General features: G+C 68.1%; 25 protein-coding genes, 1 tRNA gene and 1 pseudogene. 7 read left to right on the forward strand and 20 right to left on the reverse strand.

Going from position 1 to position 26,538, the window contains the following annotated elements; all coding sequences use genetic code 11:
* Positions 1 to 27 precede the first annotated feature (27 nt).
* From H7F49_RS14885 to H7F49_RS14895, 3 genes are all read left to right on the forward strand, one after another.
* Positions 28 to 1,215 (forward strand): aspartyl/asparaginyl beta-hydroxylase domain-containing protein, encoded by a 1,188-nt coding sequence (locus H7F49_RS14885; RefSeq protein ID WP_185684368.1) that lies wholly within the window; start codon positions 28 to 30, stop codon positions 1,213 to 1,215.
* A gap of 253 nt (positions 1,216 to 1,468) precedes the next feature.
* Positions 1,469 to 4,396: a TonB-dependent receptor domain-containing protein gene (locus tag H7F49_RS14890; protein WP_185684369.1), complete on the forward strand. Its 2,928-nt coding sequence runs from the start codon at positions 1,469 to 1,471 to the stop codon at positions 4,394 to 4,396.
* A 254-nt stretch (positions 4,397 to 4,650) separates the two neighbouring features.
* Complete coding sequence (locus H7F49_RS14895; protein ID WP_185684370.1) at positions 4,651 to 6,099, forward strand: tetratricopeptide repeat-containing sulfotransferase family protein; 1,449 nt, start codon at positions 4,651 to 4,653, stop codon at positions 6,097 to 6,099.
* Here H7F49_RS14895 and H7F49_RS14900 read toward each other — a convergent pair.
* On the reverse strand, positions 6,089 to 7,087 hold the full coding sequence (locus tag H7F49_RS14900) for a hypothetical protein (protein WP_185684371.1): 999 nt from the start codon (positions 7,085 to 7,087) through the stop codon (positions 6,089 to 6,091). The genes H7F49_RS14895 and H7F49_RS14900 overlap by 11 nt on opposite strands.
* Positions 7,088 to 7,203: 116 nt before the next feature.
* Here H7F49_RS14900 and H7F49_RS14905 point away from each other — a divergent pair, with 116 nt between their 5' ends.
* Complete coding sequence (locus tag H7F49_RS14905) at positions 7,204 to 8,997, forward strand: tetratricopeptide repeat protein (protein ID WP_185684372.1); 1,794 nt, start codon at positions 7,204 to 7,206, stop codon at positions 8,995 to 8,997.
* Positions 8,998 to 9,097: 100 nt separating this feature from the next.
* On the opposite strand, the gene rpmB is transcribed toward H7F49_RS14905, so the two are convergent.
* Positions 9,098 to 9,388 (reverse strand): 50S ribosomal protein L28, encoded by a 291-nt coding sequence (gene rpmB, locus H7F49_RS14910; protein WP_185679864.1) that lies wholly within the window; start codon positions 9,386 to 9,388, stop codon positions 9,098 to 9,100.
* Between the two features lie 112 nt (positions 9,389 to 9,500).
* Here rpmB and H7F49_RS14915 point away from each other — a divergent pair, with 112 nt between their 5' ends.
* The gene (locus tag H7F49_RS14915) at positions 9,501 to 9,956 is read left to right on the forward strand and encodes a nucleoside deaminase (RefSeq protein ID WP_185684373.1); all 456 of its coding nucleotides are present in this window, start codon (positions 9,501 to 9,503) and stop codon (positions 9,954 to 9,956) included.
* A gap of 264 nt (positions 9,957 to 10,220) precedes the next feature.
* Here the strand turns inward: H7F49_RS14915 and H7F49_RS14920 are convergent, their stop codons facing one another.
* From H7F49_RS14920 to H7F49_RS14970, 11 genes are all read right to left on the reverse strand, one after another.
* Entirely contained in the window at positions 10,221 to 10,940 is a 720-nt protein-coding gene (locus tag H7F49_RS14920; protein ID WP_185684374.1) for a ribonuclease T2 family protein, read from the reverse strand.
* Positions 10,937 to 11,794, reverse strand: coding sequence for a carboxylating nicotinate-nucleotide diphosphorylase (gene nadC, locus H7F49_RS14925; RefSeq protein ID WP_185684375.1), 858 nt, complete (start codon positions 11,792 to 11,794; stop codon positions 10,937 to 10,939). Before nadC ends, H7F49_RS14920 begins: the two co-directional genes overlap by 4 nt.
* A 78-nt stretch (positions 11,795 to 11,872) precedes the next feature.
* Positions 11,873 to 12,682 carry a LytR/AlgR family response regulator transcription factor gene (locus H7F49_RS14930; protein WP_185684376.1) on the reverse strand — a complete coding sequence of 270 codons (810 nt, stop codon included), beginning with the start codon at positions 12,680 to 12,682 and terminating at the stop codon, positions 11,873 to 11,875.
* A gap of 92 nt (positions 12,683 to 12,774) precedes the next feature.
* Positions 12,775 to 13,935 (reverse strand): sensor histidine kinase, encoded by a 1,161-nt coding sequence (locus tag H7F49_RS14935; protein ID WP_185684377.1) that lies wholly within the window; start codon positions 13,933 to 13,935, stop codon positions 12,775 to 12,777.
* 112 nt (positions 13,936 to 14,047) lie between these two features.
* On the reverse strand, positions 14,048 to 14,818 hold the full coding sequence (locus H7F49_RS14940; RefSeq protein WP_185684378.1) for a DsbA family protein: 771 nt from the start codon (positions 14,816 to 14,818) through the stop codon (positions 14,048 to 14,050).
* Between the two features lie 96 nt (positions 14,819 to 14,914).
* On the reverse strand, positions 14,915 to 16,246 hold the full coding sequence (locus H7F49_RS14945; protein ID WP_185684392.1) for a M48 family metalloprotease: 1,332 nt from the start codon (positions 16,244 to 16,246) through the stop codon (positions 14,915 to 14,917).
* Positions 16,247 to 16,460: 214 nt separating this feature from the next.
* Positions 16,461 to 17,879 carry a PAS domain-containing protein gene (locus tag H7F49_RS14950; RefSeq protein ID WP_185684379.1) on the reverse strand — a complete coding sequence of 473 codons (1,419 nt, stop codon included), beginning with the start codon at positions 17,877 to 17,879 and terminating at the stop codon, positions 16,461 to 16,463.
* 100 nt (positions 17,880 to 17,979) lie between these two features.
* Positions 17,980 to 19,266 (reverse strand): MFS transporter, encoded by a 1,287-nt coding sequence (locus H7F49_RS14955; protein WP_185684380.1) that lies wholly within the window; start codon positions 19,264 to 19,266, stop codon positions 17,980 to 17,982.
* A gap of 59 nt (positions 19,267 to 19,325) precedes the next feature.
* Complete coding sequence (locus tag H7F49_RS14960; protein ID WP_328806780.1) at positions 19,326 to 19,736, reverse strand: DUF2141 domain-containing protein; 411 nt, start codon at positions 19,734 to 19,736, stop codon at positions 19,326 to 19,328.
* Between the two features lie 8 nt (positions 19,737 to 19,744).
* A complete protein-coding gene (locus tag H7F49_RS14965) occupies positions 19,745 to 20,470 on the reverse strand; it encodes a sterol desaturase family protein (protein WP_407940317.1) in 726 nt (241 codons plus the stop codon).
* Between the two features lie 74 nt (positions 20,471 to 20,544).
* Positions 20,545 to 22,020 carry a DEAD/DEAH box helicase gene (locus H7F49_RS14970; RefSeq protein WP_185684381.1) on the reverse strand — a complete coding sequence of 492 codons (1,476 nt, stop codon included), beginning with the start codon at positions 22,018 to 22,020 and terminating at the stop codon, positions 20,545 to 20,547.
* A 319-nt stretch (positions 22,021 to 22,339) separates the two neighbouring features.
* On the opposite strand from H7F49_RS14970, the gene H7F49_RS14975 reads away from it, so the two are divergent.
* Entirely contained in the window at positions 22,340 to 22,501 is a 162-nt protein-coding gene (locus H7F49_RS14975; RefSeq protein WP_185684382.1) for a DUF1289 domain-containing protein, read from the forward strand.
* Between the two features lie 85 nt (positions 22,502 to 22,586).
* Here H7F49_RS14975 and H7F49_RS14980 read toward each other — a convergent pair whose 3' ends face one another.
* The 3 genes from H7F49_RS14980 to H7F49_RS14990 form a co-directional block, all read right to left on the reverse strand.
* Entirely contained in the window at positions 22,587 to 23,057 is a 471-nt protein-coding gene (locus H7F49_RS14980) for a GNAT family N-acetyltransferase (protein WP_185684383.1), read from the reverse strand.
* A 111-nt stretch (positions 23,058 to 23,168) separates the two neighbouring features.
* A complete protein-coding gene (locus tag H7F49_RS14985) occupies positions 23,169 to 23,720 on the reverse strand; it encodes an MmcB family DNA repair protein (protein WP_185684384.1) in 552 nt (183 codons plus the stop codon).
* Positions 23,721 to 23,788: 68 nt separating this feature from the next.
* Positions 23,789 to 24,148: a hypothetical protein gene (locus H7F49_RS14990; protein WP_185684385.1), complete on the reverse strand. Its 360-nt coding sequence runs from the start codon at positions 24,146 to 24,148 to the stop codon at positions 23,789 to 23,791.
* A 105-nt stretch (positions 24,149 to 24,253) separates the two neighbouring features.
* On the opposite strand from H7F49_RS14990, the gene H7F49_RS14995 reads away from it, so the two are divergent.
* A tRNA-Arg gene (locus tag H7F49_RS14995) sits at positions 24,254 to 24,330 on the forward strand.
* A gap of 255 nt (positions 24,331 to 24,585) precedes the next feature.
* On the opposite strand, the gene H7F49_RS15000 is transcribed toward H7F49_RS14995, so the two are convergent.
* The 4 genes and pseudogenes from H7F49_RS15000 to H7F49_RS15015 all read right to left on the reverse strand — a co-directional run.
* The gene (locus H7F49_RS15000) at positions 24,586 to 25,299 is read right to left on the reverse strand and encodes a hypothetical protein (RefSeq protein ID WP_185684386.1); all 714 of its coding nucleotides are present in this window, start codon (positions 25,297 to 25,299) and stop codon (positions 24,586 to 24,588) included.
* Positions 25,300 to 25,324: 25 nt separating this feature from the next.
* Positions 25,325 to 25,471: a hypothetical protein gene (locus H7F49_RS19350; protein ID WP_214647847.1), complete on the reverse strand. Its 147-nt coding sequence runs from the start codon at positions 25,469 to 25,471 to the stop codon at positions 25,325 to 25,327.
* Between the two features lie 236 nt (positions 25,472 to 25,707).
* On the reverse strand, positions 25,708 to 26,397 hold the full coding sequence (locus tag H7F49_RS15010) for a hypothetical protein (protein WP_185684388.1): 690 nt from the start codon (positions 26,395 to 26,397) through the stop codon (positions 25,708 to 25,710).
* Between the two features lie 33 nt (positions 26,398 to 26,430).
* Positions 26,431 to 26,538, reverse strand: a pseudogene (locus tag H7F49_RS15015) (IS5/IS1182 family transposase); the annotation flags it as partial.

Consider the following 26,538-nt stretch of genomic DNA (forward strand, 5'->3'; position numbering starts at 1 on the left):
GCATCACCCTGCTGCCCGGATGCCGCCATGCCGACTGATCCCGTCGCCCTGAACCAACAAGGCATGATCGCCCTGCGCCAGGGCGATGCGGCCACGGCGGTGCGGGCCTTCACCGCGGCGGTGGCGGCCGACCCCGACGCGGCGATCCTTCATTACAACCTGGCCAATGCCCAGGCCCTGGCCGGCGATGCGGCAGCCCAGCTCGAGGCGCTCAACGCCGCACTGGATCGCGATCCCTACATGCCCCACGCCCTGCTGGCGCGCGGCAAGCTGGCCGAGGCGCAGGGCCAGGCCGCAGCGGCCCTGGCCGACTACAAGCGCCTGCTGGCCGCCGTGCCGGACCATGAGGCAGAGGCGGCCGGCCCCGGCTTCCGGGCCGGCCTGGCCCATGCCCGCGCGGCCGTGGCGGCCGAGACGGCAAGCCTCGCGGCACGCCTGGATGCGGTCATCGCCGAGGCCGCAGCCCAGGCTCCGCCCGCCGAAGCCGAACGCTTCCGCCACGCGGTCGACGTGCAACTGGGACGTCGGCGGACCTTTGTCCACGAGCCGCTGGTGCTGAACTATCCCTATCTCCCCGCGATCCAGTACTTCGATCGTGGGCTGTTTCCCTGGCTGCCCCAGCTCGAGGCGGCCACCCCCGCCATCCGCGAAGAGCTGACGGCGCTGCTGGCGGCCGGGAATGGCGGCTTTGCGCCCTATGTCCGTTATCCGCGGGGGGCTCCGGTCAACCAGTGGAGCGAACTCAACCACAGCGATGCCTGGGCGGCGACCTTCTTCATCGAGCATGGCGTGCCCAATCCGGCCATGGCCGAGCACTGCCCGCAGACCGCGGCCCTGCTGAACACCCTGCCCCTGTTCGACCTGCCGGGCCGCGGGCCGGTGGCCTTCTTCTCGCTGCTCAAGCCGCAGACCCGCATTCCGCCCCATACCGGCGCCACCAACATCCGCTCGATCATCCATCTCCCGCTGATCGTGCCGGAGGGTTGCACCTTCCGGGTCGGCAACGACACCCGGCCGTGGATCGAGGGCGAGGCCTTCGCCTTCGACGACACGATCGAGCACGAGGCGGTCAACCCGACCGACGACCTGCGCGCGGTGCTGATCATCGATGCCTGGAACCCGTTCATCGGCGCCGGAGAGCGCGATCTGATCCGTCTCTGGATTCGCGAGCTCGACGCGCACGGTCAGGGTTTGACTGCCTTTTCGGGCGCTTGACTGCACGATCGACCGACAATTCGGGGATGTAGTTGCGTCCTTGCAACACTCGTTGCAGGATGTGTGCTGTTGGGGCCGCGGATGTTTGACTTACCCGCGGCCTTCCAACATGCATCAGGCATAGTCCTGAGGAGGGGCTTCGCTTGCGCTGTCTGGTTTCGGCCAGGCGGACGGCGCCCGGGATAGGGGAGGGAGACACCTTCCCGCCGGCCGCAGCCATCGCACATCAACCTTTGAGAAGAAGGATACCAACGTGAGGACCAACACCCTTAAGCGGCGAGCGCTTGGCAGCTCGGCACTTGTGACCGTCGCGCTGCTTGCCAGCCAGCCGGCGTTTGCCCAGCAGGCCCCCGCGGACGAGAAGGCGGACGAAGAGCCCGCGATCGTCGTCACCGGCACCCTGCTGAAGAATCCGAACCTGGTCCTGTCGAGCCCGGTGAACGTGGTTGGTGAGCAGGAAATCGCCACCCGCCAGATCAACAACGCCGAGCAGCTTCTGCGCGACCTGCCGGGCGTCGTCCCCGGCATCGGTTCGGCCGTGAACAACGGCAACGGCGGTGCCTCGTTCCTCAACCTTCGTGGCCTCGGCAGCCAGCGCAACCTGGCCCTGGTCAATGGCGACCGTCTGGTCCCGTCGGGTTCGGGCGGTGCGTTCGACCTCAACAACGTGCCGCTGGCCCTGGTCAGCCGCGTCGACATCCTGACCGGCGGTGCCTCGACCACCTACGGTGCCGACGCCGTGTCGGGCGTGGTGAACTTTGTCACCAAGTCCAACTTCACCGGCTTTGACGCCCGCGTCAGCTATGGCCTGACCCAGCGTGGCGACGGCGCGGCGTTCCGCACCGACGTGACCATGGGCGGTGACTTCGCCGAAGGCCGCGGCAACGCCGTGATCAGCCTGGGTTACCAGAAGACCAATCCGGTCTACCAGGGCGACCGCGACTTCTCGCTGTTCCAGATCAACTCGTTCAACGGCCGTGCCGCCGGCGGCTCGCCGACCGACACCCCGACGAGCTTCTACTTCACGGAGACCCAGCCGAACGCCCTGCAGAACAACGCCACGGGCACCGGCTTCGTTACCGCGAACGCGGACGGCTTCAACTTCGCGCCGTACAACATCTACCAGACCCCGTTCGAGCGCTACAACGTCTTCGCCCAGGCGAAGTACGAAGTGGCCGACAACATCGAGGCCTATGGCCGCGGCATCTTCTCGAAGAACACCGTCCAGACGATCATCGCGCCGTCGGGCATCTTCGGTGAAGCGCTGAACGTCAACATCAACAACCCGTTCATCTCGGCCGCCCAGCGCGCCACGATCTGCGGCGCCAACCCGACCCTGGACTGCACCGCCGGCTCGACCGCTACGGTTGCCATCCCGGCCGTGTATCGTCGTACCGTCGAAGTGGGGCCGCGCATCAGCCGCTTCACCACCACCATGTTCGACTACAAGGTCGGCCTGCGCGGCAAGATCACCGATTCGCTGAACTTCGACATCAGCGGCGCCTATGGCCAGTCGAACCAGGTCCAGACGCTCAGCGGCTACGTGCTGCGTTCGCGCGTCCAGCAGGCCCTGCTCGCTGACAACACCACCACCTGCCGCACCACCTCGGGCGGCTGCGTCCCGCTGAACCTGTTCGGCGGCAACGGCTCGATCACCTCGGCCATGGTCGGCTTCATCCAGGGCACCTCGACCATCGCGGTGGACACCGGGCTGAGCCAGGTGCGCGGTGTGATCAACGGCGATCTGGGCATTGCCTCGCCGGGCGCCTCGACCCCGATCAACTTCGCGGTCGGTGCCGAGTACCGCAACTACACCTTCAACCGCACGCCGGACAACCTGAGCCAGGTTCCGGGCGAGCTGGGCGGCGCCGGCGGCGCGGTCCTGCCGTTCCGCGGCGGCTACAAGGTGACCGAAGGCTTCGTCGAAACCAACATCCCGCTGATCGAGGACAAGCCGCTGTTCAACAAGCTGGCGCTCGAAGCCGGTCTCCGTCAGTCGCGCTATGAGGTCAATGCCCCGGGCAAGCCGACCTTCAACGCCACGACCTGGAAGGTCGGTGCGACCTGGGAACCGGTCAGCGACATCAAGGTGCGCGGTGGTTACAACCGTGCGGTGCGCGCCCCGAACATCGGCGAACTGTTCGCGCCGCTGGTCACCGGCCTCACCAGCCTTGCGGTCGACCCGTGCTCGGGCACCAAGGCCCAGGGCAACGCCAACCTGAGCGCGATCTGCATCGGGCAGGGCGCCACCGCGGCGATGATCGCGGCCGGCTCCATCCAGGATCCGGCGGCGGGCCAGGCCAATGCGACCGGCGGCGGCAACCCGCTGCTCCGTCCGGAAGTGGCCGACACCTTCACCATCGGTACGGTGCTGACCCCGTCGTTCCTGCCGGGCTTCAGCCTGACCGTGGACTACTTCAACGTGAAGGTGAACGGCGCCATCTCGTCGCCGACCCCGGCCGACGTGATCAACGCCTGCTTCGGCAGCGTGACGGCGGCTTCGGCCACCAGCGTGGCGTGCACCAGCATCCGTCGTAATCCGGTCAACGGTCGTCTGTCGGGTCCGAGCGGCACGGTGGCGGGTCTCCCGACCCCGTCGTCGAACCTCGGCCGGATCGACACCAGCGGCTGGGACCTCAGCGCCGCCTATTCGCGTGACGTTGGCTTCGCCAAGCTGATGCTGAACCTGAACGGCACCTACACGATCGACAACTACTTCAAGGCAACCCCGAGCGCGGTGAACCGCGAGTGCGTTGGCCAGTACTCGGTCAACTGCGGCTCGATCCAGCCGAAGTGGCAGCACAACCTGCGCACCACGCTGGACTTCGGGAACATCAACGTCTCGCTGCTGTGGCGCTACATGACCGCCGTCCGCTACGAACAGCGTCTGTTCGAAGTGCGTAAGGCGTTCAGCGGTGCGATCACCGGCAGCGGTCCGCTGGTGGGCCAGACCTTTGACTTCAACCGGATCGGCGCGGCGAACTACTTCGACCTGTCGGCTGGCTTCAAGATCATGGACCGGTTCAACCTGGACTTCCTGATGGCCAACGCCTTCGACCGCAAGCCGCCGATCGTGGGTTCGACCCTCGGCACGACCGGTCAGAACAGCGGCAACACCTATCCGTCGTCCTACGACGCGCTGGGTCGTCGCTTCCAGGTCACCCTGGGCGTGAAGTTCTGATCCAATCGGAACGACCGGAAAGAACGGGGGGTGGGCGCAAGCCCGCCCCCTTTTCTTTTGGTGATGATGCCGCTTGCAAATGCAACGGTCGAGCGCCCTCCCCGCTGCGACTAGGGCGGACTGTTCCGGTCCGCCAGTTTCGCTCCCCTCCCCGTCGGGGCTGGGGCTGGGGGTGGGGGTGGGGGCTCGGCTCTTCTGTTTGCAAGCGGGACATACCCTTTTCTTTTGCCCCGAGCCGTGAAAGAGCGAAGTCCATGACCGAACCCGCGCTGACCCCCGAGATGATCGGCCAGGCCCTGATGGCCCGCCGCTATGCTGATGCCGCCGTGCTGCTTCAGACGTGGGTGGACCGGTATCCCGACGATGCCGACGGCTGGTTCAACCTGGGCTACAGCCTGCGCCAACTGCTCCAGGCCGAGCCCGCCCTCCACGCTTACCGGCGCGCGATCGACACGGGCATCACCGAGCCGGAGCAGGTCTGGCTCAACATGGCGGCAATCCAGGCCGAGGTGCTGCAGGACGTCGCCGGGGCCCGCGCCAGCCTCCAGGCCGCGCTGGCGCTCGAGCCCGGGTTCGTCCTGGCCTGGCAGAACCTGGGCCAGTTGGAAGAGGACGTGGGCGATGCTGCCGCCGCGCGGGCGGCTTATGAGGGGGCCTTGCGCCATGCCCCGGGGCTGGGCCGCGCGCACGCCCGGATCGCCGGGATCGACGTGTTCGAGGGCCGCGCCGCCGACGGGCTGGCGCGGGTCGAACAGGCATCCGCACAGGCCCCCACCCGGGATGACCTGATCGAACTGGCCTTCGCCGGCGCCAATGCGCTCGACGCGCTGGGCCGCCATGACGAGGCTTTCGCCCAGGCCCGCGATGCCAACGCGTTGCAGAAGGGCGCCACCCTGATGCTCCACCGCCAGAGCGACGTGACCGCGCAAATCGACGCGATGATCCGCCTGTTCCCTACCGAACCCCTGCCCGACCTGCCGTCCGAGGCGACGCCGGACGTTGCGCCGATCTTCCTCTGTGGCCTGTTCCGGTCCGGCTCCACCCTGTTGGAGAGCCTGCTGCACCGGCACACCGGGGTGACCATGGGCGGCGAGCTGGCCTACACCCCCTGGTTCATGACCCAGTACGGCCAGCACATCACGCCCGCCACGGTGAACGATGCGGCCGCCCGGTTCCGCGAGGACTATGCCAGCTTTGCCCGCACCGTGCTGGGCGGAGCTCAGGTCTTCACCGACAAGCGGATGGACAATTTCCTCTACCTGGGCCTGATCAAGCGGGCCTTCCCGGGGGCCAGGATCGTCCACGTGCAGCGCGATCCGCTCGACACCTTCATCTCGATGTATTTCCTGCCCTTCGCCGACAGCCTGACCTACGCCAACGACTTCGACGACATGCTGCATTACTACCGCGAGTACCGGCGGCTGATGGCGCATTGGCAGGACTGCTTCGGCGATGACATCCTGTCGGTCCGCTACGAAGAGCTGGTCGACCACCCTGAAACGGTGATCACCGATCTGGCCCGGCGGCTGGGTCTGGCGAGCGGCGCCGCACCCGCGGCCGACCAGATCATCCGCACCGCCAGCGTGTGGCAGGTGCGCCAGCCGATCCATGCCCGATCCCGCGGGCGCTGGCACAACTATGCCGGGCACATCGGCGAGATCGCCGCCCTGCTGCGCACCGAATTCCCCGAATTCAGCGGATAAGCGGGTTGGGCAGGGCCAGCGGGATGCCCTGCGCCTGGGCCACCGTTTCCGCCCAGATCGCGACCTTTTCGATCTCGTCGGCGTGGGCCGCTTCGGCCGCGCGCTCACGTTCGCGGGCCGCTGCATCGAAGGCGGTGCCATGCTTGCTGTGGCGGGTGAATGCCGGCCCGGCTGCGACCTCCGGCGCATCGAGCCGGACCCGGAACAGCGCGCCCAGGGCCGCCATCACCTCGACCGGGCGCGCGGTGATCGCGTCGCTGTCGAGCGTGCGCACCCGGTCGCCCAGCCGCTCCGCGATGACGCCGAACAACCGCTGCTGCGCCAGCCAGCCCATCGCCGCGACCTGGAGATCGGTCTGGGTGAGATAGTCCTGCGGGCCAAAACCGAATTCGTGCAGGCCCTGGTTCAACTGCTTGACCACCAGATCACGCACCCACAGACGCCCGTCCAGTCCCTTGCGCGCGATCGACCCGAGATAGACCCGCAGCGGGGCATGCAGCAGCAGGGCGCGGGCTTGCGGGCGCAACTGGAGCATGCCGGCGATCAGTGCGTTCGCGATGTTGCTCGGCTTGACCACGATCGTCTCGCCCGAGCGGAAGGGGCGCGCCAGCAGGGTGAGGCTGGATTCCATTGCCTGGGCCAACTGCGGTCCGGTGGCGCCCCGCAGGTGCCAGCCCGCCAGATCGTTCAGGACCATCGGTTCCTTCAGACCCATAGCCGCACCGGGCAGGTCGAAGGCGCGAACCAGCACGGACGAGAGGCAGAAGGCGGAGTGGAAGATGAAGTGGATCGGGGCCTGGGGCACCGCCGGCAACCTGGTCCGCGGCACGAACTCGACCGGGCCGGTGCCCAGGTATTCCTCGGTCAGGAAGGTGGCGCGGGCATGATCCTGCCGGGTGAGGTGGCGCAACCGGAAGCCATCGGCGGCCTCGTCGAAACGCCACGGGAACCAGAACGGATCGGCGGCCCGCTGGGCGGCAGTTGTCATGCCCCGTTCTGGCTGGCTGGCCTTTGCTTGTCCAGCCGGTAGAAGGGCACAATGCTGCGTACGCCCATCCCTGCGACCGATACCGTCGCCCGCCCGGTCGGCGATGCCGGTGAACCATGCTGAACGACCGCGACCGGATCCTGCTGCAGCAGGCCCTGACCTTCCTGCGCGCCGGACAAGCGGCCCAGGCAGGAGGGACGCTCGCGCAGCTCTCGCAACCGGCACAGCAGCATCCCGACGCCCTCTACCTCGCGGCTCTGGCCAGTGAGGGCCTGGGGCGTGTTGCCGATGCCGAGCCGCTGTTCCGCGCCGCGATCGACCGTCGGCCCGGCCATGCCGGCTACCGGAACAGCTACGCCCTGTTCCTGTCGCGCCAGGGGCGGAGCGGCGAGGCGGTCGCGGCGCTGGAGCAGGCGGTCACCGTGGCACCCGATCACGGCGAGGCCTGGCTGAACCTGGCCCTGCTGCGCCATGAACGCGGCGAGCTTGATAAGGCGGCAGCGGCGCTCGATCGGGCCAGGTCCCTGGCGCCGGACAGCCCGCGCGTGCTGGCCGCGGCGGGGGCCCTGGCGCAGGCGCAGGGCGATGGTCCGGGGGCGCGCGCGGCCCTGACTCGGGCCGTGAACCAGTCCCCCGGCGATGTCGGGGCCCTGGCGCGGCTGGCCACCGCGCTGGGCCAGCAGGGGGATGTCGACGCGGCTCTGGCCGCGCTTGGCACGGCGGAGGACGCCCACCTCGCCACGGTCCGTGCCGACCTGCTGGCCGACGCCGGGCGCATGGACGAGGCGGTCGCCGCTTACCGGTCGGTCGCGGCGCGCTGGCCCCACCATGCCGAGGCCCTGACGTCGCTGGCCTTTCTGCTCCCGCAACTGGGCCAGCCCGAGGCGACGCTCGACGGGTTCCGGGCTGCGCTGAGCGCAGACGCCCCGGCCAGCCTGTGGCAGGCGGCGCTCAGCGCGGCCCGCGGAAGCGGCGACGCGGGCACGTTGCTGGCCTGGGCCACGGAGGCCGAGGCGCGCTTCGGGCTGGCCCCCGAATGGCGTCTGGCCCGCCTGACCGCGCTGCGTCTGGAGGGACGCTTCGATCAGGCCCTGGCCGAGGCCCGCAGCGAACAGGCGCGGTTTCCGGGTGAGCCCGGGCTGGCCAACCATCGCGCCTGGCTGGCCCTGCGCCAGGGTGAATGGGACGAGGCCGAAACGGCCGCCCTTGCCGCCAGCCGCATGATCCCCCGCGAACAGACGGCGTGGAGCCTGTTGAGCGTGATCTGGCGCCTGAAGGGTGACCCGCGCGAGACCTGGCTGATCGACTATGACCAGCTGGTGCGGACCGCCGACCTGGTGGTGCCATTCGGCTGGGGTTCCCGCGCGGCCTTCCTCGCCGATCTCCGCGCCGTGCTCGAGCAGCGCCACGTCACGCTGAAGGCCCCGCCCGAGCAAACCCTGCGCGGCGGAACGCAGACCCGCGGCGAGCTGTTCGCCACGACCGATCCGGTGCTGATCGCGTTCCGCGAGGCGCTGCGCCAGACGGTGGAAGAGGCCCTGGCCGGGCTGTCCCCCGATGCAGGGCATCCGTTCCTGGGACGTCTGACCGGCCGGGTGCGGCTGGTCGGGAGCTGGTCGGTGCGGCTGCAGGGCCAGGGTTTCCACGTCAGCCATATCCATCCGCAAGGCTGGCTGAGCTCGGCGTTCTATGTGGCGCTGCCGCCCGAGGTCGGATCGGGAGGCGAAGCCGGAGCCCTGACCTTCGGCACGCCCGATGCCAACCTGGGGCTCGATCTGGCGCCGCGCCGGGTGGTGATCCCGCAGGCCGGGCGACTGGCGATCTTCCCGAGCTATGCCTGGCACGGCACGGTGCCGTTCCAGAGCGCATCACCCCGCCTCACCGCCGCCTTCGACGCGCTTCCGATCTGACGGGCCTCGGCGTGGGTGCGCCGTGCCGCAGGCAGCAAAAAAGGCGCCCGAAACGGACGCCTTCCTTGCATGGATCCTGCCCGGGCGGGCAGGCCCGGGATCAGGCGGCGACGGCCGCCTTCTTCGCCAGCTCGCGCTTGACCTTGAGCGCGCGCGGGCTGAGCTTGGCGTCGGCCGTCTTCAGCAGCCAGTTGTCCAGACCGCCGTTGTGTTCGACTGAGCGGAGCCCATGGGTCGAGACGCGGAACTTGAAGCTGCGGTCCAGCCCTTCCGACAGCAGCGTGACGTTCTGCAGATTGGGCAGGAACACGCGCTTGGTCTTGTTGTTGGCGTGGCTGACGTTGTGGCCGACCTGGCGACCCTTGCCGGTCAGTTCGCAAATACGGGACATGGCTCAACTCGCTAAAGAATCTGGTGCCCGTTGCCGGGGGAGTGGCGGCCTTACCGATTCCCCCCCGCACGGTCAAGTTGTCCCCGGGAATTTCGCGGGCTAGGGCAGAGCCATGACCCGCTGGCCCCTGCCCGAACCGATGCGCCTGGCGCTGGCCGAAGCCGCACGGGCAGCGAACGAGGGAGAGGTGCCGATCGGGGCGGTCATCGTCAAGAATGGCGACGTGATCGCCGCTGCCCACAACCGCACCCGCCAGTTGCCCGATCCCACCGCGCACGCCGAACTGCTGGCGATCCGCCACGCGGCCGAGACGCTGCAGCAGGAACGACTCGACGGGTGCGAGCTGTGGGTCACGCTGGAGCCCTGCGCGATGTGTGCCGGCGCCATCGCCCATGCCCGGATCGCCCGGGTCTATTACGCCGCGCCCGATCCCAAGGGCGGCGGGGTCGAACACGGGGCCCGGGTGTTCGAGCAGGCGCAATGCCTGCACCGGCCGGAAGTCTATGCGGGAATGGGCGAGGCCGAGGCAGCGGGGCTGCTGCGCGACTTCTTCCGCGCGCGCCGCTAGAGCCTGTCCTGTTGAGGTGGATAGGCCGGGATTGGGCGGAGCGGGTCGGTGGGGAGGCGCGGCGCGCCGCAGGGGCTGGTTGCCCCTGCAAGCGCCGCAACGCTGCCACCGGCCCGCTCCGTCCAACCCCCCCGGGGCGGGCCGATTTTGGTCCAGCGCAGCGTCCATCGTCGGTCACTATGCAGCAGCATAGCTCCCTCCTCTCTCCTCGCGCTGAACCAAAATCGGCTCCGTCACGGCCTATCCACCTCAACAGGACAGGCTCTAAAGGCCGCGCCAGATCTTCAGCGGGGCGCCGTCGGGCGGGCCGAAGCGGCGGCGGTCGCAGGGTTCGGGGCGATAGGCCCGGTTGTGGCAGATCCGCAGCTCGCGCAGCCAGCCGTTGCGGCCCAGCACGACGCCGATCGCCGCCCGTGGAATCACCGGATTCGCCGCCGGATTGGCCAGGAGGATGGCATCGCGCAGATCGCCCACGGTCAGGCTGGTGCGGCGCGACAGGGCATCGGCATCGGGCCAGCGGAATCGCGCCCAGAGCTGGCGGCTGATGCCCCAATAGGCTTCCGGGCTCTGCGCCATGCAGCTGCCGTGCTTGGCCCATTCGTGCTCGATCAGACCGGGCACCGGGGTGGCGCAGAGCCCGCTGCGGATCGTCTCGGGCTGGGGCCGGGGCAGCAGCGCGCACCATTGGGGCGGAGGACCGTTGGCGGCTTCGGGCCACAGGCCGTGCAGAACGAAGCCGAACCGCCCGGCCCGGCCGGAACACTGCAGCGAGGCGGGATCGCGATCACCCCGGCAGAACTCGGGCGACCAGCTGACCGCCAGTGTATAGCCGGCAATCGGGGCGCGGCGGACCGGGCCATCGGGGCGGACCGGGGGCAGCGGCGCGATCCGGGCCGGCGGCGTGCACTGGTAGGCCTGCCCGAGCGCGGGGGTAGCGACGGCCAGCGCCAGGCCGGCGCCGACAAGGGCCCTGCGGCGCGTCATGCCAGGGCGAAATCCAGGCCGATGTCGGCCGCCGGCGCGCTCTGGGTCAGGCGCCCGACCGAGACATAGGTCACCCCGCTCGCGGCGATCGCGGCAATGGTGTCCAGCCGCACCCCGCCCGAGGCCTCGCACGGCACCCGCCCGGCGACCATGGCGACCGCCTGGCGGAGCTGGTCCGGCGTCATGTTGTCGAGCAGCAGGTGGGTGGCTCCGGCCTGCAGCGCGGGTTCGATCTGGTCGAGCCGATCGACCTCGCAGATGATGCTCGCCACCCCGGCGGCGCGCGCCCGGGCCACCGCCTCGGCCACGCCGCCGGCCACGGCGACATGGTTGTCCTTGATCATCGCCGCATCCCACAGGCCCAGCCGGTGATTCCGGGCCCCGCCGGTGCGCGTGGCATACTTTTCCAGATGGCGCAGGCCGGGAATCGTCTTGCGCGTATCGAGCAGCACCGCCTGCCCCTCCATCGCCTCGACATAGGTCCGGGTCATGGTCGCGATGCCCGACAGGTGCTGGACCGTGTTGAGCGCCGAGCGTTCGGCGGTGAGCAGGGCGCGCGCCTGTCCCGACAGGTGCATCAGCTCGGTCCCCGCGGCCACCCGGGCCCCCTCCGGATGGAGGATGGTGATCTCCACCGCGGGATCGAGGCGGCGGAAGAAGGCGGCAGCGATCGGGAGCCCGCAGACGACGATCGCGTCGCGGCTGTCCATCACCCCGGAAAAGCGCGCCTCGGCGGGAATCACGCTTTCGCTGGTGACGTCATGCCCGCCACCGGGCCAGCCCTCGCCGAGATCCTCGGCAAGCGTGGCCGAGACGAAGGCGGAGAGGTCGAAGCCGGGGATCGCGAAGTCCATGCCGGTGCGTTTCGCCGAGGTGCGGGCGAAGTGCAAGGCTGCGATCGCGGGTCGCGCCCCGGCGGGACCCGGACACCCTCAGTGGACGAAACGGGCCACCACGTCGCGGTAGGATCGGCTGACCTTCACCTGGGCTCCGCTTTCCAGCACCAGGAAGCATTCCCCGTTGGTGTGCGGCTTGACCTGGCGAACCAGGTTGAGGTTGACGATGGTCGAGCGGTGGACCCGCTGGAACACCCGCGGATCGAGCCGGCGTTCGAGGTCCTTCATCGTTTCGCGCAGGATCAGCGAATTGTCGGCGGTGCGGATGCACATGTAGTCGCCCGCCGCCTCGATATGCTCGATCGAATCGACGTCGACCCGGAAGATCTGTCCGCGATCCTTGATGTTGATGAGCTTCTCGTAGCGCCCGGCGCCGTGCGCGGCCTCAGCGCCGCTGTCATCCTCCATCGTGTCGATCGCATCGGGGGCCACCTCGGCGAGCACGCTCTTCAGCTTCTCGGCCTCCTCCGCCCCGCGCTTTTCCGCGAGGCGGGTGCGCACCCGTTCGAGCGTGTCGGCCAACTTGTCCTCGTCGACCGGCTTCATCAGGTAATTGACGGCATTGGCCTCGAAGGCGCGCACCGCGTGTTCCTGATAGGCCGTGACGAAAACGAACAGCGGCGGTTCGATCTCCATCACCCCGTTGACCACCGAAAAGCCGTCGAACCCCGGCATCTGGATGTCGAGGAAGACCAGATCGGGCTTCTCGGTCTTGATCTTGCGGATCGCCTCGCGCCCGTTGGAGCAGGTGTCGATGATCTCGACGTCGGGAAACTTGGCCAGCCGCAACTGGAGGCCCTGGATCGCGAGTTTCTCGTCATCGACAAGGATCGTGCGGATGGTCATGAGCGGGGCCTTTGTTGCCTTATGGTCGCTGCAGCGGAAGGAAGCGGAGATGCTGCGGCTCGCGGTTCATACGGGCAGGACTGCGTTTGGTTTCAGCCGGTCGCGGCGGGAATGCGGGCCGTCGCCACCGGCGCCGCCGCACCGTCCCGGCGCTCGAAGGGAATCTCGATCAGCACGGCGAACCCGCCCTCGGGCGAATCCTTGATCTCGAACCGGTGGCTGTCGCCATAGGCCTGGGCCAGCCGGTCGCGGATGTTCGCGAGGCCCACCCCGGTGGACACGGTTTCGCCGCCGTCGAAAGTCACGCCCGACAGCCTGTTGTCGGACGCACCGTTTTGCAATCCCGGGCCGGTGTCGGAGACGGTGATGCGAAGCATGGTCCCGATGAGCTGCGTCGCGATGGTGATTTCGGCGCCGCTTTCCTGCGGGCTGACGGCATACTTGATGGCGTTCTCGACCAGCGGTTGCAGCAGCAGCGAGGGCAGCAGCCCGGGACGGGTCGCCTCATCGATGTGGAAGGTGGTGCGCAGGCGCTCCTCGAAGCGCATCCGTTCGATGTCGAGATAGAGCTGCAGCGTCTCCACCTCCTGCGCCACGGTGACCCGCCCGGTCGGCTCGTTGATCAGGGTGTAGCGCAGGAAGGCCGAGAGCCGGGTGAGCATCGCGTTGGCGGGCTCGGTCTGCTTGAGCAGGACCAGGGTGGAGATCGAGTTCAGGGTGTTGAACAGGAAATGCGGGTTGAGCTGGTAGCGCAGCATGGCGAGCTGCGCCTGGGTGGCCTGGTTCTCCAGCCGGATGAGCTGATCGTTCTGCTCTTCGATCTGGAGGTAGAAGTTGATCGCGTAATAGAGCGCCGACCAGGCCCCCAGCAGGGTCAGATCGAGGTAGAACACCCCGATCAGCAACTGGGCGAAGCTGGCGGCGCGCTCGGGGCGATAGAGCCCGATCACCCAGGCGTCGATGAAGGCATAAAGCGTGACCGCGAGCGGGACGACCAGCGTGGTCACCCCCCAGGTGATCAGCGCCCGCCGCGCGATGAGCTGGCGGTAGATCACCGAAAGGATCAGCGAGATCGAAAAGCCGGTGATCGTGGCGATCAGCACCAGCACCAGGAAGGCCGGCGGCTGACCATTGGCGACGCTGGACATGGCGCGCAACAGGAAGGCCCCGCCCCAGCCGACGGCCTGAAGCCGCCAGAAGGCCTGGTTCTTGTTCGCGAAGAACGGGGTCGGGCGAAACGGCAGGACGGCCATCAGCCCAACGTAGTGGCCGTGGCGACACAACTCAATGCAGGGATCCTGGTCAATGCAGGGATCCTGGTCAATGCCGCGATCCCGGCGACAGGCGCGAACCGGCGCATGCGCCTCATCCCTGCCGGCCGGCGCGGGCCTGGGCGATCGCCTGGCCCAGCGCCTCGCGCCCGATCGCGCCGCTTTGCGCCGTGTCGCCGACGATCCAGCTCGGCGTGCCGTCCAGCCCGAGCCGGCGGGCAAGCTCGAGATTGCGGGCGAGTTCGGCCTGGGTTTCGGCCGCGGCGATCGTCGCGCGCGCCTTGGCCATGTCCAGCCCGGCGGCGCGGGCGGCGGCGGCGATGGTTTCCGCATTGGGCCGGCCGGCGGCGAACATCGCCTTGTGGAACGCGGCATAGCGCCCCTGGGCCCCGGCGGCGATCGCCATGCGCGCGGCATCGGTGCTTTCGGGGGTCAGGATCGGCAGTTCGCGGACCACCACCCTGAGATCGGGATTGGCAGCGATCAGCGCGTCGACATCGGCCACGCTGCCCCGGCAGTACCCGCAGGCATAATCGGTGAACTCGACCAGGGTCACCTTGCCCGCCGGGTTGCCCAGCACCACGCCGGGATGGGCCCGCTCGACCTCGGCCCGCACTTCGCCCAGGCGGTCCGCCGTGCCGCGCCGTTCGAGCGCCTCCATCGCCTTGGGCAGGACCTCGGGATGGGCCATCAGGTAATCGTGGACCACGGCTTCGATCGCGGCGCGGTCCCTCGCAGCAAGACCACTGGCGGGATCGGCCCGGACACGGGTCTGCCAGGCCCAACTGCCCAGCGCGCCGAGCACGGCACAGGCCAGCCCGACAAGGAGGAGCGAAAGCAGCGGGCGGCGAGCGATGGCGGTCATGGGCGGAGGGTTATCGCAGAAGGGCGCGGGGCGCCAGCGGGATGGCCAGCGGGATGGCCTGCCGGACAGCAAGTGGCATGGTCGGCAACAGGAGGCTCACCGCCGCTTGCGCATCCGCTCCATCTCGCCGCGGGCCTGCAGCGCGATGTCCTGCGCGCGCAGCCAGTCGGGCGAGCCCCGGACGAGACTGTCGGTCGCCGCCTCGGCACTGCTCAGGGCCTGGGGCCAGGCCCCGCGCATGACCTGCATTTCGGCGCTGGCCAGCCGCGCCCGCGCCACGTCGCCGGTCTGGTTGTAGATCTGCCCGAGCTGATACCAGGCATCGGGGTTCTCGCGGTCGCGCGACACCGCCGCGCGCAGCACGCGCTCGGCCTCGGCCAGATGGACCGGATCCTCGGTGGCAACCAGGGCATGGCCGAAGGTGGTGGCGATCAGCGGCTGGTTGCCGGTCAGCTCGGTGGCGCGGCGCAGTGGCGCCAGCGCCTCGCCGGGCCTGCCCGCCTCGGTCAGGATCTGGCCCTTCAGTTCCAGGTAGTAGGGGTCGCTCGGGGCCTCCTTGAGCAGGGCGTCGACCTCGCTGATCGCGCGATCGAGGTAGGCCTCCTTGTGCCAGGCATAGGCGCGCGCGTAACGGGCCGGGATCGACAGGTCGGTGGCGGGATAGGCCTTGTGGGTCTGCTGCGGGTCCGACAGATAGCCGAACAGCTTGGCCTTGGCCCGGCGGAACCGGGCTTCGAGCACGGGGTCGCTCGGTCGGTTCCAGGCGGGATCCTTCTGATAGACCTCCTGCAGGGTCGCGATGCGATCGCCCTCGAGCGGGTGGGTCGACATGAACGGGTCCATATCGGCCTGGCTGTAGCCGCGGCGATAGCCTTCCTGCTCCAGCTTCCGGAAGAAATCGAGCGAGCCGCGCCCGCTGATCCCCGCCCCGGCCAGGAACGAGGCCCCGGCCGCGTCGGCCTGCGATTCCTGCGCACGGCTGAAGGCCAGGTACTTGCCCATGGCCGCGCTCTGCCCGGCCATCATCGCGGCCATCCCGGCCTCGCCCCCGCCCACCGCGACGGCGGCGGCGCCGATCAGCAGCGACAGCAGCGAGATGTTGCCGGCTTCCTTGGCGCTCTGTTCGCCGGCGATGGCATGGCCGCCGGTGATGTGGCCCAGCTCGTGCGCGATCACGCCCTGGACCTCGTTCGCCGTGTCCGCCGTGTTGATCAGCCCGGCGTTCAGATAGACCACCTGGCCGTTCATCACGAAGGCGTTGATCGACATGTCGCCCACCAGCACGACGTCGACGTTGCGGGGATCGAGGCCAGCCGCCTTGACCAGCGGTGCGGACATGTCGCGCAGCAGGGCCTCGGTCTCGGCATCGCGCAGGATCGATTGGGCATGGGCCTGTTCGAGCGGCAGCAGCAGGGCCAGGCCGATCATGGCCCAGCGCGCCAGGCGGCGCTTCAGACCGGGCCGCGCCGGACCGGGCGACGTCGGCGGGATTGCTGGCGAAAGGGGGCCGTCCAGGCTGGTCATGGCCGCCGGACCTGCGGGAAGGCGCCTGAACCGGGGGTGAAAGCGTGGCATCGCCGGTACCCTACCCGGCTTGGTGGCCCGGCGCCACCTCCCGCCCGCGCCGGAGGACCGATCGGACTCAGCCGAACAGTTGGCGCGCGGCGCGTTCGATCAGGGCGGTGTCGTCGGGCACTTCGCCCAACAGCACCACCCCGGTCTCGGTGCGACGGACCAGGACCAGCGAGAATTCCTCACCCTCGAACGGCAAGGCCGCCAGCGGCCGGGTCGGCACGACGCGAAGCTTGCGCGCCAGGGTCTCGCGCGGGGATTCGGCCCGGCTGGGCTTGCCGCTCTGGCTGCGACGGAACTCGCGCTCGGCCTTGAGCACGCCCTTGAGCCCGCCCGGTGCCGCGGCCAGCGTCGCGGTGAGCTGCCCCACGGCGACGCCAGTGCGCTGGGCCCAGGCGATCACCGAGGCGTATTCGGTCAGGCGCGTCTTGTCGTATGTGGGGCCGAACACCAGCTTCACCACCGGAAGCAGCGGTGCGCGGGCCTGCATGGTCAGGCCGGCGTCGGCGACCAGCTCGGCGAACTCGTCCGGACTGCCCTGGGCGGCCAGGGCAAAATCGTGCGCCCGGCCGATCGCGGCATAGAGCGCATGGCGGCTGCGGTCTTCCGAACCCTGCGCCGCGCGGGCCAGGTCGCGGGCCAAGGCAAGCAGATCGGCGAGGCCGACCGGATCATCGCCGACGCTGCCTCCGTCGTACAGGCCAGCCCCATCAAGGCCTTCCCCGTCCAGACCTTCCCCGTCGAGGCCGGGGTCGGCCAGCACCGTCAGCTCCAGCGGTTCGTCCACACTGGCCAGCGATTCGGCCGGGCCGTCGGCCCAGGCCATGGTCGCAGCCCCGCCCACGCCGCGTTCCGCCAGCGGCCCGGTGCGCGGATCGGTCCGCAGCGCCTGGTCGATGGCGAGCATCAGCTCTTCGGTGGTCTGCTGGTCGGCCAGTTCCTTCCAGTTGATTACGCCATAGATCAGCTCGACGCGATCTTCCGCCAGGCTGGCCGAGAACGGCAGCAGAATGCCCCGGTACAGGATGGTCCGCCCGCGCTGGTTGACGAATTCGGCCTCGAACCCGATCGGCGCCTCGTTGGCGATGATCTGCAGGTAATGGTCGGTGATGCGCGAGGCCAGCGACCGGCCCGGCACCTCGGACAGGCGGCCGATGGCCTGCGGATCGCAGCCCGATTCGTCGGCCAGCGCGCTGCCGAGATAGCGGATCACCGGGTCCTCGATCCCGCCGGAGACGTCGATCAGCACCGAATGGGGATCGAAATCGGGCATGTTGCCCGTCTCGAGATCCGCGATCAGCGGAAAGTGGCGGTCGCCGAGCAGGCTGGCCCAGTGGTTGTAGGCCCGCACCTGCATGCGGCGATCATCCTGCCCGATGACCGGGGGCAGGGTATCGTGCCCGATCTCGTCTTCGGCCGGATCGTAAAGGTCGGTTTCCGGGTAGTCCGCATCGGACATCCCGCCCCACGGACCGCGCAACGTCTCCATCCGAAACAATCCCCTGCTGTGTTCCAGGCGGAGATTGCCCAAGCATGGTGGAAAAAAGGTTAAGTTGCGCGAAAACCCGCGCAACTTCACCAGACCGGGGTCAACGCTTCAGCACCACGCCTTCGCCCGGGCGGGGCAGCGGCGCCAGCAGCCCGAGCACCATGGTGATGAACAGCAGGAAGGTGGCGGCCAGGCCCAGCGCGACCGTGATCCCGACCCGATCCGACAGCAGGCCGCAAAGCCAGGCACCGATCGCCATGCCGCCGAAGCTGACAGACTGGTAGATCGCCATGCACCGGCCCAGGATCGCCTCGGGCGCCCGCAACTGCATCGCGACGTTGATCGTGGTGAAGCAGAAGGTGAAGGCCATTCCGCCCAGGGCGATGAACGGAAACAGCCAGACCGCCCGATCGATCAGGGCCAGACCGAGGATCGCCGCGGCATAGGCGATGGCGCCGGTCCGGACCATCACCTCGGCCCCGAACCGCCGGTTGAGCCGCGCCACCACCAGCGCGCCCGCGATCGAACCCAGCCCGAAGCTCGCCAGCAGCAGGCCGAAGGCCAGCTCCCCGGCGCCCAGCCGGTCGCGGATCACCACGGGAAGGAGCGATTGCAGCGCCGCCGCGCCGATGCCCACGCAAAGCCCGCGCAGCAGGATCCGCCGGACCGGATCGGATCCGGCGCAGAACGCCAGCCCGGCGCGGATCGAAGTCAGCATCGGCCGCCGCACCGGAGCCGGGACGTCGGGGCGCCAACGCCACAGCACGACGATCATGGCGAGGAAGCTGACGGCATTGATCCCGAATGCCGCGGCCACGCCCAGCGCGGCGACGAGCCCTCCGCCCAGGGCCGGACCCAGGCTGCGTGCCAGGTTGAGCGCAATGGTGTTGAGCGAGATGGCCTGGGGCAGGTCGCGCACGCCGACCTGGGCCCGGACCGAGGCCTGCCAGGCCGGGGCGTTGAGCGCGGTGCCGGTGCCGACCGCCAGGGTGAAGGCGAGCAGGCCGTAGGGACCGATCAGCCCGAGGGCGGTGATCGTGGCGAGGGCCGCCGAACAGAGCAGCATGGCCACCTGCGCCGCCAGCATCACCCGGCGCCGGTCGAAGTTGTCGGCGATCGCTCCGGCAAAGACCCCGATCAGCAGGATCGGCGCCGTGGCCGAGGCCTGGACCGCCGCCACCAGGCTGTGCGACCGGGTCAGGTCGGTCATGAGCCAGGCCGCGGCGATCGACTGGATGGAGGACCCGAGCTGCGAAAAGAGATTGGCCGACCAGATCGCCCGGAAGGCCGGATAGCGGAACGGCGCGAAGGTGGCACCCGGCGGGTTTGGTGGGCTTGGGCCGGCCCCGGCTGGGTCCACGGCGGGATTGTCGCGGGGATCGGCCATGTCTTCCGTTGGTCGGCCCGGGCGCTCAGGTCAAGCTGCGGCGTTGCCGCCACGGCCGATCAGAACATGTAGCGCACCCGCACGGTCTGGCGGACCGGTTCCGCGCCGACCGGAAAGGCCGCCGCCGAAAAGCGCGGCGGGCCGAAGCGCACCTTGGCATCCCGCGAAAAGCCGAAGCCCTCGCGGGGGACCAGCAGGGCGGTGTCGATCCGGCCGTTGGAATTCTCGTCATGGATCAGCGCGAAGGCATAGGTCCCCGGAGGAACGCGGCCGAAGTCGAGCAGGACCTGCCCGGTGGCGGCACGAACCTCGAGCTTGTGGGCCTGCGGATCGTCCTTGCAGTTGGGAAACATCGTCGCGTTGGTGGTCAGGCAGGCGCGGACCAGGCCGCGATCGTTGCGCAGCCCGTCGACCATGACGCTCACATCCTGCCCGGCCGGGGCGACCCCGCCGAGCATGATTCCCGCCACGGCGAGGCTCAGGGCTGCGACAGGCCCCGATCCGTTCCGCACAGTCGGTCCCAGACGCGAAAATAGAGGCCGTAGTTGCATGAGTAGAGCTCGTGGTGACGGTGGTGATGACTGGCGGTGATAAGCCACCCGCCCAGCCGGGAATGAACGAGGGCGCGCGGAAACAGCTCCCAGCCCATGTGGTTGGTGACCCCCATCACCGTCATCACGGTCAGCACCAGGCCAAGCATGGCGACATGGATGGGCACCAGGAAGACCAGCGCGGGAATCACCACCGCGCCGCTCAGCGCCTCGATCGGATGGAAGCTCATGGCGGCCCAGGCCGTGGGTGGGCGGCTGGCGTGATGCACGGCGTGAGCCAGCCGGAACCAGCGCGGCCGGTGCATCAGCCGGTGCGTCCAGTAGAACCAGGTGTCATGCGCAAACAGGTACACCAGCACCGACAGGGGCAGGTACCACAACGGATAGGCCTGCCAGTCGCGATAGATCAGGGTCCAGCCGAACTGCTGCCAGCCCCAGGCCACTACACCGGCAGGAAGGCCGTAGATCGCGGCCGAGAGCAGCGACCAGCCGATCTCGGCGCGGATCTGCCGGCCGAGCCCGGCGTAAAGCCCGGGCCGCACGCGCGCGGTGGCCAGGGCGAACCCGCCGCTGGCCAGCAGGTAGCGCAGGGCGACGATGGCGGTCATCGCCAACGCGGCGCCGCCGGCGGCGATCACCGTGGGGAGGATCATGATCCCGTCCATCGCCTGCTGCATGCCTGAAAGTGCCGCCAATGACTATCCCGGACCGAATCGGTCCACCGCGTTCAGTTTACCCGACGAACCTTGCCGGCATGTTGACCAAGGCCCTTGGGCCCGCGGGGGCGGAACCGGCGCTTGGGCTGGGCTTCCCCCTCGGCGCGGGCCGGACGGCTCTCGCCGCGGCCATCCGGACGGGCCTCGGCCCGACCCTCGAACCGCCCATCGCCGCGTCCGGCCGGACGCGCCTCGTCACGACGTTGACCATGGGGCTGGCCATGGGACCGTCCGCCGTCCCGGCGCGGGGGTCCACGCCGTTCGCCGCCCCGCCCGGCATGGGCCGGACGCTCCTCGGCGGCCTCGACGCGCTTCGGCGCGGGCAAGCCGGCGGCCTGCTTGAGGAAATCCTCGGGAAGCGGTTGCGGAGTCAGCTTGACCCCGGTCAGCTTCTCGATGTCGCGCAGGTAGGGCCGCTCGTCGGGAGCGACAAAGCTCAGCGCGATCCCGTCGGCGCCGGCCCGTGCGGTGCGGCCGATGCGGTGGACGTACTGCTCGGGCACGTTGGGGATCTCGAAGTTGAACACATGGCTGACGCCGGTGACGTCGATCCCGCGGGCGGCGATGTCGGTGGCGACCAGGATCGGGGTCGAGCCCTGGCGGAAGCCCTCGAGCGCGCGGGTGCGCTGGGCCTGCGACTTGTTGCCATGGATCGCCGCGGCATTCACGCCGGCGCCGGCCAGATGGCGCACCACGCGGTCGGCCCCGTGCTTGGTGCGGGTGAAGACCAGCGCGCGATCGATCGAGCCGTCGGCCAGACCCTTGCGCAGCGTCAGCGTCAGCAGCGCCTGCTTTTCGGCCTGGTTCAGGAAGGTGGCATACTGTTCGACCCGCTCGGCCGTGGTCGATTGCGGCGCCACCTCGACCCGCACCGGGTTGTTGATGAAGCGCTTGCCCAGTTCGGCGATCGACTGCGGCATGGTGGCCGAGAAGAACAGGCTCTGGCGATCCTTGGGCAGCAGCGCGGCGACCCGGGTCAGCGGCTGGATGAAGCCCAGGTCCATCATCTGGTCGGCTTCATCGAGCACGAAGATCTCGACGTGGCGCAGGGTCAGGGCGCGCTGGTCGATCAGGTCGAGCAGGCGGCCCGGGGTCGCGACCAGGATGTCGGTGCCCTGGACCAGCGCGCGGGCCTGCTTGCCCACCGGAACCCCGCCGAACACGCACTGCACGCCCAGGCGCAGGTACTTGGCGTAACCACGGATGTTCTCGGCGATCTGCGCGGCCAGTTCGCGGGTGGGCGACAGGACCAGCATGCGGCAGGCGGCCGGCTTGGTCGGCTTGGGATCACCGGCGAGGCGGTGCAGCGAGGGCAACGAGAAGGCCGCGGTCTTGCCGGTGCCGGTCTGGGCGATGCCCAGCAGGTCGCGCCCTTCGAGCAGGGCCGGGATGGCCTGCCGCTGGATCGGCGTGGGATCGGCATAGCCCTTGGCGCCGAGCGCGCGCAGGATCGGTTCGGCCAGGCCGAGTTCGGTGAAATAGGACATGAAATCAGTATGCTTTCGTTGGCGCAGGCCTGAATGGCGCGCGCGGCAGGGTTCGCGTCTGGCGACCCATGCGTGAAAGGGAAGCTTGGTGAACATGGCCGTGCATCGCCGCGGATCACGCTCGGCCTTGGGGCACTGGGCCATCGGGCGGGCGGATCTCACGCTGGCGGTCGATTGCGCGTTGTCTGCGCCGGCCACCATCGGGGCTCTATGAGCGATTGCGCGAAAAAGCAAGGAAATTGCGCAAAGCCCCCGCCCCGGTCCGCTCCGCGACGGGATCGGGCTTGCCTTTCCGGGCGCTGCGTGGTGCAGATCGGCCATGTCGCAACCGCCATCCCCCTGCACCCGGGTCTGCCGGATCGACCCCCGGACGGGCTGGTGCCTGGGCTGTCGGCGCACCCTGGGCGAAATCGCCGACTGGCCGATGCTGACCGGGGCCGAACAGCGCGCCCTGCTGGTCGAGCTGCGCCGCCGCGGGTGATCCGGCCGCGACCCGGCCACCTGCGACCACCCCGCAAGGCGGCCCCACTGATCGGATCGGGACTGATCGGATCGGGCCGCCGGGATCAATCCGGCGCGCGATCCAGCGCCAGGTGCAGAAAGCGGTTGTAAGGGCTGGGCGCATAGTCGGCGAAGACCGGTCCGTCACAGAACCCGCGGCGCCGGTAAAGCGCGACCGCCGGCGCGAAGCTGGGCGCCGTTCCCGTTTCCAGGCTGAGCCGGCGCAGGCCCCGGGCGCGCGCCGTGGCGATGATATGGTCAAGCAGCGCGGCCGCCACGCCCTGGCGCAGATGGTCCGGATGGGTGCGCATCGACTTGATTTCGCCCCACTCGGCATCGAACTGCTTGAGCGCGCCGATCCCGGCGGCTTGATCGCCGCGCCAGACGGTCCAGACGGTCACGTCCGGCTGGCGCAGCCCGGATACGTCCAGCACGTAGGCGTGTTCGGCCGGTGTCGTGGCGAGCATGCCTTCCAGATGGAGACGCAGCAGGGCCAGGCTCTGGGCGTCGGTCAGGTCGTCTTCACGGATGTCCATGGCCTCATCCTGCCGAGGTCTTGCCGAAATCTTGCCGGGGCAAGGGACGCGATGTTGCCTGCCCCACCGGCGCGGTGCAACCCGCGGCGCGGCAACCGGACACCCCGGACCCTAGAGCCCGGCCCCGAAGGTTGCGCAATGCGGATCGGCCGCCACGACCTGGCGCCGCAGCGCCGCCCGCGCCAGCCGCTCGACCTCGGCCCGCCGCCGTGCCGCGGCAAGCGGCAGGGTCGGCGCGGGGCGGAGAATTTCCGCATCATAGCCATCGGCCACGATCACTCCGCAGGCGTCCGGGCGGAAGGCGGGCGTCTCCAGGCAGGCGCGGTCGAGCGAGGGATGCAGGCCCCAGAAGAACCGGTCGCAATGGTCGAGATAGTCCGGCCATTTGCCGTCGCCCAGCAGATCGGCCCGGCTGACCTTGATCTCGACGATGATCACATGCCCCTTGGCATCGACCCCCATCAGATCGGCGCGCCGCCCGGACCGCAGCGGCATTTCGGGCAGGCACCAGATATCGTTGCGGGCAAAAAGCCGGGCGATTCCCCGCGCGACCGCCTTCGCCGTGCCCGGATCGGCGTCCCCGGAGGCGGGGACGCCCGCTGCGCCGGCGCGCAGCGGATCAGCGGCAGCCAGGGCAGGGAAAGGAACGCCTTGCGAAGTCATGCCGCCACATTAGAACATAGCGCGAACTTTGCAAGCCGGCGGCGGTCGCGTCGGCCGGTTGGGGTGCCTCAGATCGGGCGGGCGAGATCGACCATGGCCTGCCGGGCCGCCACAAATTCCTGCCACAAGGCGTCGGCTGCCCCGTGCACCGCGGCCCCGCCGGAGCGCGCGACCAGCAGCGCCCGGATCCCGCCCTCGAGGATCGCGGCCGTATCGGCCAGGCCCTGCTCGGCGAGGGCAAGACGCCAGCCCCGGGCGCGCAGCAGCGAATCGGGGCAGGGCTCGCCGGCGAGCGCGGCCGATGCGGCCGCCTGGCCGGCCAGCCCGGCGACCAGTCCCGCCGCCTCATGCAGCGCAGCCCATTGCGCTGCCAGCGCATCGGCGCGCGCGGAGCTGGGCAGCGAGGGATCAAGCGGAACAGTGGCCATCGCGGCAGCCTAGGGCCAACCCCTTGCCAATTGGCTAAGCCCCAACCCGAAGCGGCGAATTCCCGCTAGCGCGCCCGCGAAGCCTCTGCTAGTCGCGCCCCTCACGCACCCGTAGCTCAGCTGGATAGAGCGCTGCCCTCCGAAGGCAGAGGTCACAGGTTCGAATCCTGTCGGGTGCGCCACCACTTCGCGTTTTGCCTCAAGGGCTTACGCCCTAGACAAAGGCGCTCGCAGCCTCAAATTCCCCATAAGCGGATCATCAGCGAGTTCTCGCGCCGCTGCACTGTGCCCGAACGGTGCAACAACGGTCCGGACACGGTGTTCTAAACACGGTGCTTCGGCGGTGTATTATCGTGAGTGGCTCAATGTTGGGCTGCGGATGAACGGTCGTGTGACACGACTGTTTCGCAGCGGCCAAGGCAACCTACGGCAAAGACCTATCTATCTTCATGGAAGACCGATTTCCATTGCTCCGATATGGCATCACATGCGACGGACAGTATCGGGTCGAGAAATTTGTCCGCGGCAAACTCAATGACGCGATCGCCGGCCCCACCTAGAGCCTTGCTACCGAGACTCTTAAAAGCTTCAACCAATACGCCTTTAAATGAGTCATCCTTCGCACCAGCAGCGACCAGCGCCTGCTTGATATTACCATGCTGATCCTTCGGAACAAGTTTTGAGATTAGGTCGGCTACCGCGCCAACTGGCGCCCGAACGATTGAGGTGTTGAACGACGTATCTGATACGTGGCCAGCCTCCCGTATCCGCTGACGAAGGTGGGCGAGCACCAATGGGCTTTCAATCTCCAGCACAAAATAGTCGCCATCTTTGGCGAATTTCGTGTGCCTGAGAGCCTCGCAAATTGCGTTATCTAGCTTGGCTGCATCGCCGCCATGCGACCTCACCTCCAAATCAAAAAGCATTTGCGTTGCCTTGGCGCGGGTAATCCGAAGGTCGGTCATCAGACTATAGATGGACGCCTTCTCATCGACAGCTCCGATGCCTCTCAGCAGTTCAAAAACCTTTAGCTCCACTTCCCGCTTGGGCAACGCACCGAATGCTGGCTGCGTGAAAGCGGTTAGAAATGCGATAAGGTGCTCTCGAATGCGACCATCATCAGCAGCTTCGATTACCTGTCGAATGTCCATGAAGCTGCTCCTCTTGAATAAACCCTCAGCCGCCAGCCCTTACCCAAACCTGTCGCCAACCACGGGCAGCAATGCAGCCATCGATGATCTCCTGCTTGGGGATCGCCATGCGACCAACGCTGCACATGTTCTTGGTGGTCGAGTTGGAATACTGGCACATGGCCTTGGCCACGGTGTCCGCGAGCTTCTCGCAATCCGAAGGCGGGGCCGAATTGCACTGGCTCAAGCGTGATTGGATCGCATCAGCTTCTGCTGAGCACGTCACTTTGTCCTGATCCAACGAATGGGCATACGAAGCGTTCGTGTTCACCCATTGCCATTTACCCGACATGGGAAGGGTCGCGCTGGGGGTTCCCGAACACCCAGCTACGGCCAATGCAACGAGGGCGAGCGATGCGAAGGCGCGACTCACTGCTGGAAATTCCGAACAACCTTGTACGTGATGGAGGCATTGGAAGCACTCTCGATCTCGATGATAGCACCTTTGTAAGCAGCCACATTGCCTTGCGATAAATCAACCTGAAACTCGCGGGTGAACGCTTCGCGAGCCAAACCGTCAGTAAATTCGGAATAAATGAATTTTAAAACATCGCCATTCCGACCAGCATATTCAATCGTTTGTTGAAATGAGCTTTTGCTGTAAACAAACCATGGCCCAGCCTCGAAGTCACTTTTGGCCTTATCCTTGGCGCATGTCACGTTAACCATATTGAAAAGGCATATTTTGTAACTTCCGGGCTTTTCTTCTTTCAGAACCACATCGTATGTGTACTGCGCAACCGCGCTCTGCCCATTTACGTAATTGGGAGTGTAACGTTTGGCAGAAGGTGTTGTTTTGCAGATAGGCTCTCCAGATTTGATCGTAAGAGTCCATCCGCCAAGGGCCTTCCCAGTATGATCAAACTTCGGGACAATGCAGTCCATGTACTGCCCGCGACGCTGCTCCAGCATCCGATCGCCGAGATACACGGTCGTGCTTACGCCTACATCCGGCTTATTATCGGTGATTTCCTGATACATCACCCGCTCACCAGCATTTGCACCACTACTGAGCATCAGCAAAAATGCGGCGGCAATACCAGCGGCGAAACTCTTCATTACGGCTGTCCCCTTTAGAGTCGGTTTCGAAACTCACGCTGAGCGTGCCAGTCGGCGGATCATGAGCATGGCAGCGGCGGCGTAGAGGAATGCTGCTGCGGATTTGAGGGTTGCCTCGACATCCTTGGCCAGGCGACGATT

It is taken from the genome of Novosphingobium aerophilum (assembly GCF_014230305.1).
Lineage (GTDB): Bacteria > Pseudomonadota > Alphaproteobacteria > Sphingomonadales > Sphingomonadaceae > Novosphingobium > Novosphingobium aerophilum.